The 15,208-nt window shown below is 72.5% G+C and carries 11 protein-coding genes; 2 read left to right on the forward strand and 9 right to left on the reverse strand.

Annotated features, from left to right (window positions below):
• Positions 1–4 precede the first annotated feature (4 nt).
• From KUM40_RS11395 to KUM40_RS11425, 7 genes are all read right to left on the reverse strand, one after another.
• Complete coding sequence (locus KUM40_RS11395; protein ID WP_217165675.1) at positions 5–526, reverse strand: DUF4240 domain-containing protein; 522 nt, start codon at positions 524–526, stop codon at positions 5–7.
• A gap of 69 nt (positions 527–595) precedes the next feature.
• Positions 596–1,627 carry a YafY family protein gene (locus KUM40_RS11400; RefSeq protein WP_217165676.1) on the reverse strand — a complete coding sequence of 344 codons (1,032 nt, stop codon included), beginning with the start codon at positions 1,625–1,627 and terminating at the stop codon, positions 596–598.
• Between the two features lie 103 nt (positions 1,628–1,730).
• The gene (gene aceE / locus KUM40_RS11405) at positions 1,731–4,433 is read right to left on the reverse strand and encodes a pyruvate dehydrogenase (acetyl-transferring), homodimeric type (protein WP_217165677.1); all 2,703 of its coding nucleotides are present in this window, start codon (positions 4,431–4,433) and stop codon (positions 1,731–1,733) included.
• A 425-nt stretch (positions 4,434–4,858) separates the two neighbouring features.
• Entirely contained in the window at positions 4,859–5,482 is a 624-nt protein-coding gene (locus KUM40_RS11410; RefSeq protein WP_031030713.1) for a GntR family transcriptional regulator, read from the reverse strand.
• A gap of 209 nt (positions 5,483–5,691) precedes the next feature.
• Positions 5,692–7,467, reverse strand: coding sequence for a 2-oxoglutarate dehydrogenase, E2 component, dihydrolipoamide succinyltransferase (gene sucB / locus KUM40_RS11415; protein ID WP_217165678.1), 1,776 nt, complete (start codon positions 7,465–7,467; stop codon positions 5,692–5,694).
• A 64-nt stretch (positions 7,468–7,531) separates the two neighbouring features.
• A complete protein-coding gene (lpdA, locus tag KUM40_RS11420) occupies positions 7,532–8,920 on the reverse strand; it encodes a dihydrolipoyl dehydrogenase (protein WP_217165679.1) in 1,389 nt (462 codons plus the stop codon).
• A 403-nt stretch (positions 8,921–9,323) separates the two neighbouring features.
• On the reverse strand, positions 9,324–10,874 hold the full coding sequence (locus KUM40_RS11425) for a leucyl aminopeptidase (RefSeq protein ID WP_217165680.1): 1,551 nt from the start codon (positions 10,872–10,874) through the stop codon (positions 9,324–9,326).
• Positions 10,875–11,155: 281 nt separating this feature from the next.
• Between KUM40_RS11425 and KUM40_RS11430 the strand changes: the two genes are divergently transcribed.
• On the forward strand, positions 11,156–11,941 hold the full coding sequence (locus KUM40_RS11430) for an endo alpha-1,4 polygalactosaminidase (protein WP_217165681.1): 786 nt from the start codon (positions 11,156–11,158) through the stop codon (positions 11,939–11,941).
• Positions 11,942–11,971: 30 nt separating this feature from the next.
• On the opposite strand, the gene KUM40_RS11435 is transcribed toward KUM40_RS11430, so the two are convergent.
• Positions 11,972–12,754: an adenosylcobinamide-GDP ribazoletransferase gene (locus KUM40_RS11435; protein ID WP_217165682.1), complete on the reverse strand. Its 783-nt coding sequence runs from the start codon at positions 12,752–12,754 to the stop codon at positions 11,972–11,974.
• Between the two features lie 110 nt (positions 12,755–12,864).
• Between KUM40_RS11435 and KUM40_RS11440 the strand changes: the two genes are divergently transcribed.
• Complete coding sequence (locus KUM40_RS11440) at positions 12,865–13,617, forward strand: hypothetical protein (protein WP_217165683.1); 753 nt, start codon at positions 12,865–12,867, stop codon at positions 13,615–13,617.
• 427 nt (positions 13,618–14,044) lie between these two features.
• Here the strand turns inward: KUM40_RS11440 and cobT are convergent, their stop codons facing one another.
• On the reverse strand, positions 14,045–15,118 hold the full coding sequence (cobT, locus tag KUM40_RS11445; RefSeq protein WP_217165684.1) for a nicotinate-nucleotide--dimethylbenzimidazole phosphoribosyltransferase: 1,074 nt from the start codon (positions 15,116–15,118) through the stop codon (positions 14,045–14,047).
• Between the last annotated feature and the right edge of the window lie 90 nt (positions 15,119–15,208).

Here is a 15,208-nt window from a genome sequence, read left to right on the forward strand (position 1 = left end):
CCGGTCACTCGGGTCCGAACCGCTCCGTCAGCCGGGGCAGGCGCTCGGCGACGGACCGGTCGTTCTCCAGGTCGATCGGCGTGCCCAGCGGCTCGGCGGGCGCCGGCGCGATGCCCAGGTCCGGGGCGACGGTACCGGTGAGCTGCTCGTAGGCCTCGTCGGCCGCGTAGCCCAGCTCCTCGCCGTCGCCGTCCAGCTCCTCGTCGAAGTCTTCCAGCAGCTCGGCGAGCGAGTCGGGCTCGTGCACCGCGCCCTCGTACACCTCGCGGCCCTGGCCGATCAGCCAGCACCGGAAGTAGTCGAAGGCGTCGTCGCTCGCCCCGCCGAGGAGCACCCAGGCGGCGCCCCACAGGTCCCAGGTGCAGGCGCGGTTGTAACGGGCCTCGAAATGGCGGGCGAAGTCCAGCACCAGGTCCGGGTCCATCCCGAGCAGCCGCTCCACGAGCAGGTCGGCCTGGTCCTCGGGATCGCCGTCGGCACCCTGCCGGGCGGCGTCGATCAACTCCCAGAACTCCGTCTCGTCCATCACTGGTCCAGCATCGGTCCTGGAGGGGTGGGACGCACGTGGAGTGCGGCGGATCGTTATGCGGCGATCTCAGGTGCCGACGGGGTCCGCGTCGGCGTACAGGCCCGCCAGCCGCCGGGCGCTTCGCGCGAACCGTTCCCGCAGGCCCCCGGGCGCCAGCACCTCCACCTCGGGGCCCAGCCCCGTCAACTGGGTGTGCGCGACCTCCTCGGACTCCACGGGCAGTGTCACCGTCACCCATCCGTCCGCGTCCGGCGCCCCAGCGGCCGACAGCGCCTCCCGGGCGGACGTCGCGTCCACGGCGTACGGCAGGGCGCGCACGCCCCGCTCGGACAGCCGCACCACCACCTCGGACCGCAGGATCGACCGCGCGAACTGCTCGGCCCGCTCCGCCCAGAACGCGGGCAGGTCGAAGTCCTCGTCCCGCGCGAAACGCTCCCCGCCCGCCGCCACCGCCGTGAACCGGTCGATCCGGTACACCCGGTACATGCGGTACGGCCCGCCGGGCCCGCCGTCCTCCGCGCCCGACCCCGCCCCCGCGACCCGTGCGCACAGGTACCAGACTCCCGCCTTGAGCACGAGCCCGTACGGCTCCAGCTCCCGGACCACCTCGTCCTGCCCGCGCCGGTAGCGCGCCGCGACCGGCCGGTCGTCCCAGACCGCGTCGGCCACCGCTGGCAGCAGCTCGGGCGTCCCGGGCTCCCGGAACCAGTTCGGCGCGTCCAGATGGAACCGCTGGGCCGCTGTACGGGAGGCGTCCCGCAGGGAGGGGAGCAGGGCCGCCGACACCTTCAGGTGGGCCGCCGAGGCCGCGTCCTGAAGGCCCATCTCGCGCAGCGCCCCGGGGACCCCGGACAGGAAGAGGGCCTCCGCCTCGCCCCGGGCCAGCCCCGTGAGCCGCGTGCGGTATCCGCCGATCAGCCGGTAGCCCCCGGCCCGCCCGCGCTCCGCGTACACCGGCACGCCCGCCTCCGACAGCGCCTGCGCGTCCCGCGTCACGGTCCGCTCCGACACCTCCAGCTCCCCGGCCAGCTCGGCGGCGGTCATGCTCGGGCGGGACTGGAGGAGCAGCACCATCTTGATGAGGCGGGCAGCGCGCATGTCCACATCATGCAGGAGAACCCGAGAAGGCCCCCGCCGAAGCGAGGGCCTCCCGGACAACTGCCAGACCTTTACCGGCCTTGGCCCTTACCAGCCTTGGCCCTTACAGGCCGTAGCGCTCGCGCGCCTCCTTCACGGCCGTCGCCTTGACCTCGCCGCGCCGGGCGAGCTGGGCGAGGGCCGCGACCACGACGGACTCCGCGTCGATGCCGAAGTGGCGGCGGGCGGCGTCCCGGGTGTCCGACAGACCGAAGCCGTCGGCGCCGAGCGACGAGTAGTCCTGCTCGACCCACTGCGCGATCTGGTCCGGGACCTGGCGCATGTAGTCGGAGACCGCCAGCACCGGGCCCTCGGCACCCTGGAGCGCCTGGCGGACGTACGGCGTCCGCTCCTCGCCGCGCAGCAGCGCCGCGTCGGCGTCCATCGCGTCCCGGCGCAGCTCCGTCCAAGAGGTCGCGGACCACACGTCGGCGGCCACGCCCCACTCCTCGGCGAGCAGCCGCTGCGCCTTGAGCGTCCAGTGGATCGCCGTACCGGAGCCGACGAGCTGGATGTGCGGGGCGTTCGCGGCCGGGGCCAGACCCGCGGACTCCGCCGTGTTGAAGCGGTACAGGCCCTTGACGATGCCCTCGTCGACGCCGGCGCCGGACGGCTTGGCCGGCTGCGGCATCGGCTCGTTGTAGACCGTCAGGTAGTAGAAGACGTTCGGGTCCTCGCCCGGAGCCGCCTCGCCGTACATGCGGCGCAGACCGTCCTTGACGATCGCCGCGATCTCGTACGCGAACGCCGGGTCGTACGACAGCGCGGCCGGGTTGGTCGCCGCGATGGCCGGGGAGTGGCCGTCCGCGTGCTGGAGACCCTCACCGGTCAGCGTCGTGCGGCCGGCGGTGGCGCCCACCAGGAAGCCGCGGCCGAGCTGGTCGCCGAGCTGCCACATCTGGTCGGCCGTGCGCTGCCAGCCGAACATCGAGTAGAAGATGTAGAACGGGATCATCGCCTCGCCGTGCGTCGCGTACGACGTCGAAGCGGCGATGAAGTCGGCCATCGAACCGGCCTCGGTGATCCCCTCGTTGAGGATCTGGCCGTTCTTGGCCTCCTTGTAGTACATGAGCTGGTCGCGGTCGACCGGCTCGTACGTCTGGCCCTTGGGGGAGTAGATCCCGAGGGACGGGAAGAGGCTCTCCATGCCGAAGGTGCGCGCCTCGTCGGGGACGATCGGCACCCAGCGTTTGCCGGTCTCCTTGTCCCGGACCAGGTCCTTGACCAGGCGGACGAAGGCCATGGTGGTGGCCACGTTCTGCGAGCCGGAACCCTTGTCGAAGGACGCGAACGCCTTGTCGGCGGCCGGGGGCAGCGGCGCGAGCGGGTGGACGCGGCGGGCCGGGGCCGGGCCGCCGAGGGCGGCGCGGCGCTCCTGGAGGTAGCGCACCTCGGGGGAGTCGGCGCCCGGGTGGCCGTAGGGGACCACGCCGTCGGTGAAGTCGCTGTCCTTGATCGGCAGGCCGAGCAGGTCGCGCATGTCCTTGAACTCGTCCACCGAGAGCTTCTTCATCTGGTGGTTGGCGTTCTTGGAGGCGAAGCCCGAGCCGAGGGTGTGGCCCTTGACCGTCTGGGCCAGGATCACGGTCGGCGCGCCCTGGTGCGCGAGCGCGGCCCGGTAGGCGGCGTACACCTTGCGGGACTCGTGACCGCCGCGCGAGAAGTGGAAGCACTCGAGGATCTTGTCGTCGGACAGCAGCTTGGCCATCTCGGCGAGCGCCGGGTCCTTGCCGAAGAAGTCCTCGCGGATGTAGGCGGCGTCGCGCGTCTGGTACGTCTGCACCTGCGCGTCCGGTACCTCGCGCAGCCGGCGTACGAGGGCGCCGGTGGTGTCGAGCCGGAACAGCTCGTCCCACGCCGTGCCCCACAGCGACTTGATCACGTTCCAGCCGGCGCCGCGGAACTGGGCCTCCAGCTCCTGCACGATCTTGAAGTTGGCGCGGACCGGACCGTCGAGGCGCTGCAGGTTGCAGTTGATGACGAAGGTCAGGTTGTCCAGGCCCTCACGGGAGGCGAGGGTGAGCGCGGTGGTGGACTCCGGCTCGTCCATCTCGCCGTCACCGAGGAACGCCCACACGTGGGAGTTCGTCAGGTCCTTGATGCCGCGACTGGTCAGGTAGCGGTTGAACCGCGCCTGGTAGATCGCGGAGATCGGGCCGAGGCCCATGGAGACGGTGGGGAACTCCCACAGCCAGGGCAGCCGGCGCGGGTGCGGGTAGGACGGCAGCCCGTTGCCGCCGGCCTCGCGGCGGAAGTTGTCGAGCTGCTCCTCGCCCAGCCGGCCGTCGAGGAAGGCGCGGGCGTAGATGCCGGGGGAGGCGTGGCCCTGGACGTAGAGCTGGTCGCCGGAGCCGTCACCCTCCTTGCCCTTGAAGAAGTGGTTGAAGCCGGTCTCGTACAGCCAGGCAGCGGAGGCGAAGGTGGCGATGTGGCCGCCGACGCCGTACTTGCTGCCGCGGGTCACCATCGCCGCCGCGTTCCAGCGGTTCCAGGCGGTGATCCGCTGCTCCATCGCCTCGTCGCCGTCCACGGTGGGCTCGTCGGCGGTCGGGATGGAGTTGACGTAGTCCGTCTCGAGGAGCTTGGGCAGCGCCAGGCCTGCGCCCTCGGCGCGCTCCAGTGTGCGGCGCATCAGATACGCGGCACGGTGCGGCCCGGCCGCCTGGGTGACGGCGTCCAGGGAGGCCTGCCACTCGGCGGTCTCCTCGGGGTCGCGGTCCGGGAGCTGGTCGAGCTCGCTCGGCTGGATGGCTTTGGGGTCGGTCATGTCGCCGCCTTCCTCAGTCGAAGGGGGTTCCCTCATCGGCAAGGGTTCGGGGTGCCCTAAGTCTTTGGCAGGACAGGGCTGGGCTCCGGTGGGAGTCCCAGCGTGACTCTAACTCGCTGATCGATGATCGATCAAAGGGTTGAGGGGTAAAACCTCTTGATAACGAGAAAGTCGGCACGGGGTGCCTTCGGCGATGGCACGGAGTGACCTGTGCTGGTGAGTGTTTGTGCAGGTGAGCGCGGTCGAGCTCGGGTGGTTCGGGGGTGTGGCGGGTGCGGGTGCGTCGTGGCTGATCGCGCAGTTCCCCGCGCCCCTGAAACGGCTGCGCCGTTCTCAGGGGCGCGGGGAACTGCGCGAATCGGGGGGTCTGGGGGCGCAGCCCCCAGGGACGGGACGGGGCGGGAAGGGGCGGCGGGGGCGGAAAACTACGGTCGGGGGGCGCAGCCCAGGACGTGGGACTTGACGATCTCGGGGATGCGGGGGTCCCGGCGTCGGAAGGCGGCGACCAGCTCCTCGTGCTCCTCCGCGTAAGACTGCTGCACCGTCCCCAGCCACCGTATCGACAGCGCCGTGAACACCTCGATCCCCAGCCCCTCCCACGTGTGCAGCAGCACCGAGTTGCCCGCCGCCCGCACCAGCTCCCGGTGGAAACCCACCGTGTGCCGCACCTGGCCCGTCCCGTCGGACACCCGGTCCGCCTCGTACAGCGCGGCGACGTGCGGTTCCAGGGCCGAGCAGTCCACGGCGAGCCGGTCCGCCGCCAGCTCCGCCGCGATGGCCTCCAGGCCGGCCCGGACCGGGTAGCTCTCCTCCAGGTCGGCGGCGGTCAGATTGCGCACCCGCACGCCCTTGTTCGGCGCCGACTCGATCAGCCGCAGTGACTCCAGCTCCCGCAGGGCCTCCCGCACCGGCGTCTGGCTGACCTCCAGCTCGGTGGCGATCCGGCGCTCCACGATCCGCTCGCCCGGCTGCCAGCGTCCGCTGATGATCCCTTCCAGGATGTGCTCGCGGATCTGTTCGCGCAGCGAGTGGACGACGGGCGCGGTCATGAGAGCTCCTTCGGGAGAGGGCCCCTTCGGCCCGCTGGGGCGATTGACGTTTAGACAATACGGCCGTCACGGCGGGCGGGAAGGGCGCATGGGGGCGCTTTTACGCAGGTGAGACGAGACTTACACGCCGTGCCGGGGCCGAACGCGACGGTGCCCCCGTCCGGAGTGTTCCGGGCGGGGGCACCGTACAGGCCGACTGTGCGGGGGGACTACAGGCCGAGCTCGACCTCGAACTCGCCCGCCTCCAGGATCGCCTTGACCGCCGTCAGGTAACGGGCGGCGTCGGCGCCGTCCACCAGACGGTGGTCGTAGGACAGGGTCAGGTACGTCATGTCGCGGACGCCGATGACCGTGCCCTCCTCCGTCTCGATGACGGCCGGACGCTTGACCGTGGCACCGATGCCGAGGATGGCGACCTGGCCCGGCGGCACGATGATCGTGTCGAACAGCGCGCCGCGCGAACCGGTGTTGCTGATGGTGAAGGTCCCGCCGGACAGCTCGTCCGGAGTGATCTTGTTCGCGCGGACCTTGCCCGCCAGCTCGGCCGTGGCCTTGGAGATACCGGCGATGTTGAGGTCACCGGCGTTCTTGATGACCGGGGTCATCAGGCCCTTCTCGGAGTCCACCGCGATACCGATGTGCTCGGTGTCGAAGTAGGTGATGGTCCCCTCGGCCTCGTTGATCTTGGCGTTGACGGCCGGGTGGGCCTTCAGCGCCTGGGCCGCCGCCTTGACGAAGAACGGCATCGGGGAGAGCTTGACGCCCTCACGGGCCGCGAACGCGTCCTTGGCCCGGCCGCGCAGCTTCATCAGGCGGGTGACGTCGACCTCGACGACCGACGAGAGCTGGGCCTGCTCGTGCAGCGCCTTGACCATGTTGTCGCCGATGACCTTGCGGATCCGCGGCATCTTCACGGTCTGACCGCGCAGCGGGGAGGCCTCCAGGACGGGGGCCTTCTTCGCGGTGGCCGGAGCGGCGGCGGCCGGAGCCGGGGCGGCCGCCTTCGCGGCCTCGGCCGCGGCGGTGACGTCCTGCTTGCGGATACGGCCGCCGACGCCGGTGCCCTTGACGGTGGACAGGTCGACGCCGTTCTCGGCGGCGAGCTTGCGCACCAGCGGGGTGACGTAGGCACCCTCGTCCACCGGCTGGGCGGCGGCCGGAGCGGCGGCCGGGGCCGGCGCGGGCGCCGGGGCGGCGGGCTGCGGGGCGGGAGCGGCCGGTGCCTGCGGGGCGGGCGCCGGAGCGGCCGGAGCCGGGGCGGCCTGTGCGGGCGCCGGGGCCGGAGCGGGAGCCGGGGTGGGCTCGGGCTGGGCCGGGGCGGCGGGGGCCGCCGGAGCGGCGGCCGGAGCCGCACCCGCCGCACCGATGACGGCGAGCTTGGCGCCGACCTCGGCGGTCTCGTCCTCGGCGACCACGATCTCCAGCAGGGTGCCGGAGGCGGGCGCCGGGATCTCGGTGTCGACCTTGTCCGTCGACACCTCGAGCAGCGGCTCGTCCTCCTCGACGCTGTCCCCGACCGACTTCAGCCAGCGGGTGACGGTGCCCTCGGTGACGGACTCGCCGAGCGCCGGCAGGACCACGTCGGTGCCCTCGGCCGCGCCGCCGGCGCCCTGACCGGCAGCGGCGTCGGCGGTGGGGGCGGGCGCCGGGGCGGCCTGCTCGGCGGACGGGGCCGCCGCGGCGGGCTCGGGGGCCGGCTCGGCGACCTGCTCGGCCTGCGGGGCCGCCTCGGCGGCAGGGGCGCCGCTGCCGTCGTCGATCAGCGCCAGCTCGGCACCGACCTCGACGGTCTCGTCCTCGGCGACCTTGATGGAGGACAGCACGCCGGAGGCCGGGGCCGGGATCTCGGTGTCGACCTTGTCGGTCGAGACCTCGAGCAACGGCTCGTCGGCCTCGACGCGCTCACCCTCGGCCTTGAGCCAACGGGTGACGGTGCCCTCGGTGACGCTCTCGCCGAGCGCCGGAAGGGTTACGGAAACCGCCATGGTTTCGGTTGCTCCTTACGAAATTGCGGAAGTCTGTGTCGTCGCGCCCAGTGACCGGGGCAGGTCAGTCGTGGGAGTGCAGCGGCTTGCCGGCCAGCGCCATGTGGGCCTCGCCCATCGCCTCGTTCTGCGTCGGGTGGGCGTGCACGAGCTGGGCCACCTCGGCGGGCAGCGCCTCCCAGTTGTAGATCAACTGCGCCTCGCCGACCTGCTCGCCCATCCGGTCGCCGACCATGTGGACGCCGACCACGGCACCGTCCTTGACCTGGACGAGCTTGATCTCGCCCGCGGTCTTGAGGATCTTGCTCTTGCCGTTGCCCGCGAGGCTGTACTTCAGGGCGACGACCTTGTCCGCGCCGTAGATCTCCTTGGCCCTGGCCTCGGTGATGCCGACGGAGGCGACCTCCGGGTGGCAGTACGTCACCCGCGGCACACCGTCGTAGTCGACCGGGACGGTCTTCAGACCGGCGAGCCGCTCCGCCACCAGGATGCCCTCGGCGAAGCCGACGTGCGCGAGCTGGAGGGTGGGGGCGAGGTCACCGACGGCGGAGATCGTCGGGACGTTGGTCCGCATGTACTCGTCGACGAGGACGAAACCGCGGTCCATGGCGACCCCGGCCTCCTCGTAGCCAAGACCCTGCGAGACGGGGCCGCGGCCGATGGCGACGAGCAGGACCTCGGCCTCGAACTGCTTGCCGTCGGCGAGTGTGACCTTCACGCCGTCCTGGGTGTACTCGGCCTTCTCGAAGAAGGTGCCCAGGTTGAACTTGATGCCCCGCTTGCGGAAGGCGCGCTCCAGGAGCTTGGAGCTGTTCTCGTCCTCGACCGGGACGAGGTGCTTGAGACCCTCGATGACGGTGACGTCGGCGCCGAACGACTTCCACGCGGACGCGAACTCGACGCCGATGACGCCGCCGCCCAGCACGATCGCGGACTTCGGCACGCGGTCGAGCTTCAGGGCGTGGTCCGAGGAGATGATCCGGTCGCCGTCGATCTCCAGGCCCGGCAGCGTCTTCGGCACGGAGCCGGTCGCGAGCAGCACGTGGCGGCCCTGGACGCGCTGGCCGCCCACGTCGACGGAGGTGGGCGAGGACAGTCGGCCCTCACCCTCGATGTACGTCACCTTGCGAGAGGCGATCAGACCCTGCAGGCCCTTGTACAGACCTGAGATCACGTCGTCCTTGTACTTGTGGACGGCCGCCATGTCGATGCCCTCGAAGGTGGCCTTCACACCGAACTGCTCGCTCTCGCGGGCCTGGTCGGCGATCTCACCCGCGTGCAGCAGGGCCTTCGTAGGAATGCAACCGTTGTGCAGGCAGGTACCGCCGACCTTGCCCTTCTCGATCAGGGCGACGTCCAGGCCGAGCTGCGCCCCGCGCAGCGCCGCGGCGTAACCACCGCTGCCACCGCCGAGGATCACTAGGTCGAAAACAGTGCTGGCGTCGTTCGCCACGTCACGTCCTCCATGCATGTGCGCCACGCCGGTCTCCAGTGACCGGTCGGCGGCTGGTGTCCGGCCGCTCATTGTTCTCGGCCCTTGGGTGGGCCCTGTCCTGCCGGGCTCCATCTTCGCACTTGTGAGAGCCGAACGAGACGTGGGGCCGGGGTGTGAGACGCCCCACGTTCATGTGAGCGGAACAGGTGCAACTTGTCACCAAGGGCGGGGACAGCCCCGTAAGGGGCGCGGGGCTGTGCTGGTCTGCGGCTCCGCCGCGTGGGCGCGACGCCCTGCGGTTCTTCTCGGCCGACGCCGGCACAGCCAACCCAGGGGCGCGGGGAACTGCGCGACGAGCCACGACGGGCCCGTAGCCGCACGATCACCCGCGCCCCGAACCCCTTAGGCGCCCTTGGCCCAGCTAGCCCAGCTCACCCGCAGCCGCCAGCTCGGCAACCCGCACCAGCGTCCGCACCGCCGTCCCCGTGCCGCCCTTCGGCGTGTACCCGAACGGCCCGCTCTCGTTGAAGGCCGGCCCCGCGATGTCCAGGTGCGCCCAGGCGATGTCCTCGCCGACGAACTCCCGCAGGAACAGACCGGCCACCAGACCGCCGCCCATCCGCTCACCCATGTTCGCGATGTCCGCGGTCGGCGAGTCCATGCCCTTGCGCAGGTGCTCCGGCAGCGGCATCGGCCACGCCGGCTCGCCGGCCTCCTCCGCCGCCTCGTGCACCGCGGAGCGGAACGCGTCGTCGTTCGACATGATCCCGTACGTGCGGCTGCCCAGCGCCAGCATCATCGCGCCGGTCAGCGTCGCCACGTCGATGATCGCGTCCGGCTTCTCCTGCGAGGCCGCCCACAGCGCGTCGGCGAGCACCAGCCGGCCCTCGGCGTCGGTGTTGAGCACCTCCACCGTCTTGCCGCTGTACATGCGCAGCACGTCACCCGGACGCGTCGCGGAGCCCGAGGGCATGTTCTCGGCCAGCGCCAGCCAGCCGGTCACGTTGACCTCGAGGCCCAGGCGCGCGGCGGACACGACGGCGGCGAACACGGCGGCGGCGCCGGCCATGTCGCACTTCATCGTCTCGTTGTGCCCGGCCGGCTTCAGCGAGATGCCGCCCGAGTCGTAGGTGATGCCCTTGCCGACGAAGGCGAGGGACTTCGTCGCCTTGGACGAGGTGTACGACAGCTTCACCAGGCGCGGGCCGGCCGCCGAACCGGCGCCGACGCCGAGGATGCCGCCGTAGCCGCCCTTGGTCAGCGCCTTCTCGTCGAGCACCTGCACCTTGATGCCGTGCTCCTTCGCGGCCGCCTGCGCGACCGCCGCGAACGCCTCGGGGTTGAGGTCGTTCGGCGGGGTGTTGACCAGGTCGCGGGCGCGGTTCAGCTCCTCGGAGACGGCCGCGGCACGCTCGATCGCCGCCTTGTACGCCTTGTCGCGGGGCTTGCCGCCGAGCAGCGCGGCCTCGGCCAGCGGGGCCTTGCCGTTCTTGGCCTTGGCGGCGCCCTGTGCCTGACCGCCCGCCTCCTTGTAGACGTCGAAGGAGTACGCGCCGAGCAGCACGCCCTCGCCGACGACGCCTGCGTCGGCGGCATCGGTGAGCGGGAGGGCGAAGGCGGCCTTCTTGGCGCCGGCCAGGGCACGGGCGGCCACGCCGGCGGCCCTGCGGAGCACCTCGGCGTCGAACCCGGCGTCCTTCTCGGGCTCGGCACCGAGGCCCACCGCCACCACGACGGGTGCCTTGAAGCCGGACGGAGCGGGCAGCTTCGTCACCTCGCCCTCGGCGCCGGAGGCACCGAGAGTCTCCAGGACGCCGGCGAGCCGGCCGTCGTACGCCTTGTCCACGGCCTCGGCGCCCGGTGCGACGACCAGGTTCCCGGACCTGGATGCCGCGCCCTTGGCGACACCGATCACGATCGCGTCGGCCCGCAGGCCGGGCGCCGCGGCGGTGCTGAGAGTGAGAGCAGTCACGGTGGTGAAATCTCGCTTCCGTATGAAATCTTGAGTGGCCGAATGCGGGTGGGTCGACCGGGCCCGACAACCGACCCTAGATCCCTCCTGCGATGCGGTCTTTACCTGGGCAGGCAAACACCCGGCACGAGCCTACGCTCGCGCCCGCCCCCGCTCCCTCCCGCGGGTCCGCGATTTCCCGCGCTTCCCATGCGCGAGCCGGGATGAGAGATCATTCCTGCGGTACGCCACCGCGCCACCGCGCCACCCCCACCCCCACCTCGGAGCCCTGGAGCACGCCCGTGAGACGCCCGGTCCTGTCCATAGCCCTCCTCCTGCCGCTGCTGGCGGGCTGCACGTCGTCCCCCGACGACGACGCGCCGGCCGGCGACCACTGGCGGCCCCGGCCCGGCACCGCCTGGCAGTGGCAGCTCAGCGGCGAACTGGACACCTCCGTCGACGTGCCCGTCTACGACATCGACGGCTTCGACCACACCGGGTCCACGGTCGCCGCGCTGCACGAGGACGGCCGCAAGGTCATCTGCTACGTCTCCACCGGCGCCTGGGAGGACTTCCGCCCCGACGCGGACGAGTTCCCGAAGTCCGTGCTGGGCAAGGGCAACGGCTGGGAGGGCGAGCGCTGGCTCGACATCCGTGCGACCGACGTCCTGGAGCCGCTCATGGCCGAGCGCGTCGACATGTGCCGGGACAAGGGCTTCGACGCCGTCGAGCCGGACAACATGGACGGCTACAAGAACGACACCGGCTTCCCGCTCACCGCCGACGACCAGCTCCGCTACAACCGCCTGATCGCGGACCTCGCCCACGACCGCGGCATGGCCGTCGGCCTGAAGAACGACCTGGACCAGATCCCGGAACTGGTCGACGACTTCGACTTCGCCGTCAACGAGCAGTGCGCCCAGTACGGCGAGTGCGGCGACAACAAGCCGTTCACCGACGCGGACAAGGCCGTCTTCCACGTCGAGTACGAGCTGCCCACCGAACGCTTCTGTGCCGACTCCCGTGAGCTGCGGCTGAGTTCGATGCTGAAGAAGTACGAACTGGGGGTGTGGCGCAAGGCCTGCTGAGCGCGCCATGCCCAGGGCCTTGCTCAGGTCTCAGCCGAGGACGAGCACCACGAGAGCCGTGGTGGCCGCCGTCTCCGCCACCCCGCCGAAGACGTCGCCCGTGACGCCGCCGAAGCGGCGGACACAGTGCCGCAGCAGCAGTTCGGCGACCGCGACGGCGCACACCACGGCGAGCACCGTGCGCAGGACGTCGTACGGTCCCAGGTACGCGCCCGCCGCCGCGCCGGCCAGCGTGACGGCCGCGGCCACGGCCAGCGCCCCGCCGGCCGGGACCACCCCGGCGACCGCCGCACCCAGCCCCTCCGGGCGGGCGGCGGGCACCCCGGCCCGGGCGGCCAGGGTGAGTGCCAGCCGGGCCGCGGTCGCCGAGACGACGGCGGCGAGCGCGCCCCGCGCCCAGGAGCCGTCGTAGGCCTGCGCCAGGGCGGCGACCTGCGCGAAGAGGGTGAACACGAGGGCGAGTACGCCGAACGGGCCGATGTCCGACTGCTTCATGATCCGCAGGGCGTCGTCGGCGGGCTTGCCGCTGCCCAGGCCGTCGGCGGTGTCCGCCAGCCCGTCCAGGTGCAGTCCGCGGGTGAGTACGGCGGGTACGGCGGCGGTGGCGACCGCGGCGAGCAGGCTTCCCGCGCCCAGCACCAGCAGCAGGAGCCCGAGCCCCGCGGCGGCGACGCCGACGGCCAGCCCCGCCAGCGGCGCCCACAGCATGCCGCCGCGCGCCGCGTCCCGGTCCCAGCGGGTCACCTCGACCGGGAACACGGTGAGGGTGCCGAAAGCGAAACGGAGGCCGTCGGGGGAGGGGGTCCTGAGCACCGGCGCAGACTACCCGGCGGCCGGAAGGGCGGCGGCGAGGGGCAGGGCTGCTGCGTCATCCGGGGGACAGCGGCACGGCCGTGCCCGGCGTATCGCCGTAACGTGCGCATATGGGAGATTGGTGGCAGCGGAACATCATCGAACCGGGCAAGCTGCCGCTGCTCCTCGCGCTGACGGCGTTCGTGCTGACGTTCGCGATCACCCGGGTCATCACCCGCCTCATCCGGGCGGGCAGGGGCCCCTTCGGGAACGTCAAGGCGGGCGGGGTCCACATCCACCACGTCGTCCCCGGGGTCGTCCTCACCGTCATCGGCGGTTTCGGCGCGGTCGCGGGCGGCCGGCACGGGTTCGGCTCCGCGCTCGCGGCGGTGGTCTTCGGTATCGGGGCGGGGCTCGTCCTGGACGAGTTCGCGCTGATCCTGCACCTCGACGACGTCTACTGGACCGAGGCGGGGCGCAAGAGCGTGGAGGTCGTGGTGCTCACCGCGGCCCTGGTGGGGCTGGTCCTCGCCGGGTTCACGCCCTTCGGCGTCGACGGCGTGTCCCAGGACGAGTTGCAGGACCGCGCGAACGTCATCGCGACCGTCGCGGGGAACTTCCTGTTCTCCCTGCTCGCCCTGGCCAAGGGGAAGGCACGGCTCGCGATCTTCGGCGCGATCGTCCCGCTCGTCGCACTGATCGGCGCCGTCCGGCTGGCCCGCCCCGGCTCGCCCTGGGCGCGACGCTTCTACGCCCGCCGCCCGCGCGCCCGCGCCAGGTCCCGCCTGCGCGCCTACCACCACGACCGCCGCTGGTCCGGCCCCCGCCGCGCAGTCCAGGACTGGATCGCCGGCCCCCCAGACCCAACACCAACCAAACACTGACCCTGCGAGCTACGGGCCGCGGTCAGCCCCGCCTTCCCCTCGCTGCGGGCAGCCGCCCGCCCCCTGGCTACGGTCAGCCACCCGCCCCCTGGCTGCGGTCAGGCGCCCGCTCCCGCTAGCTGCGGTTAGCCCCGCCCTCCCCTAGCTGCGGGCAGTCGTGCCGCTGGGGCGGCACGGGTGGGCGCAGGCGGCGCCCGGTCAGCGCCGGCTCGCGCCCCCACCCCCGCGCCGAGACCCGCGCGGGGTGCCGGGGGAGCGCCGGGCAACCGCTCGCATCCGCGCGGGGTGCCGGGGGAATACCGGGCAACTGCTGGGCACCTGCGCGGGGTGCCGGGGGAGCGCCGGACCACCGCTCGCATCCGCGCCGGGCGCCGGGGAAGCGCCGGACCACCGCTCGCACCCCCCCGGGCGCCCCGCAGACGCCGGTTCACCGCACGTCGGACACGCCCTCACCGTCGGAGACCTCCGGCAGCTCCGCTGCCAGTGCCGCCGCCGCCTGTACCAGGGGCAGGGCCAGCAGACCTCCCGCGCCCTCGCCCACCGTCACGCCCTGGGACAGCAGCGGCTCCATGGCCATCCGGTCCAGCGCCTTGGCCTGGCCCGGCTCCCCGCTGTCGTGGGCGGCCAGCCACCAGTCCGGCGCCCGGAAGGCGACCCGCTGCCCGACCAGCGCGCACGCGGCCGTCACGACGCCGTCCAGGATCACCGGCACCTTCCGCACCGCGCTCTGCAGCAGGAAGCCCGTCATGGCGGTGAGGTCCGCGCCGCCCACCGTGGCGAGGAGTTGCAGTTGGTCGCCGAGGACCGGCCGCGCACGCCGCAGCGCGTCGCGGATCGCCGCGCACTTGCGCATCCAGGCCAGGTCGTCGATCGGCAGCCCGCCCCGCCCGGTGACGACCGACGCGTCCGTCCCGCACAGCGCCGCGACCAGGACGCCCGCCGCCGTCGTCCCACCCACGCTCACATCGCCGAGCACCACCAGATCCGTGCCCGAGTCGGCCTCCTCGTCGGCCACCGCCATCCCGGCCCGGAAGGCGGCCTCCGCCTCCTCGAGGGTCAGCGCGTCCTCGATGTCGACACGTCCGCCCGCCCGTCGCACCCGGTGCCCCGCGACCTCGGCAGGCAGCGTCTCCGGGTCGCAGTCCAGGGCCAGGTCGACGACGCGCACGGGCACGTCGAGGCGCCTGGCGAGCACCGACACCGGCCGGCCGCCCTCCAGCACCTCGCGCACCAGCTCACCGGCGCCGCCCGCGGGCCGCGCCGAGACGCCCAGCTCGGCGACCTTGTGGTCACCGGCGAACAGCACCACCCGGGGCCGTTCGACCGGCCGCACCGGCACGGCGGACTGGGCCGCCGCCAGCCACTCGCCCAGGTCGTCCAGACGGCCCAGTGACCCGGGCGGGACGACCTGACGCTCCCGGCGGGCCTCCGCGTCGCGGCGTACCCCGCCGTCCGGGCGCTCGATCAGGTCGGTGAAGTCGTCGAGATTCAGCGAGCTCATTCGCCGAACAGTACCGGCCCCGGTCGAACACGAAGGAGGGCCCGTGGGCAGCGCGCCCGGGCGGCGTCGTTGCGCCCAGGATCGCGATCA

The sequence above is a fragment of the Streptomyces sp. AC512_CC834 genome, assembly GCF_019049325.1.
In the GTDB taxonomy this organism is placed as follows: Bacteria; Actinomycetota; Actinomycetes; order Streptomycetales; family Streptomycetaceae; genus Streptomyces.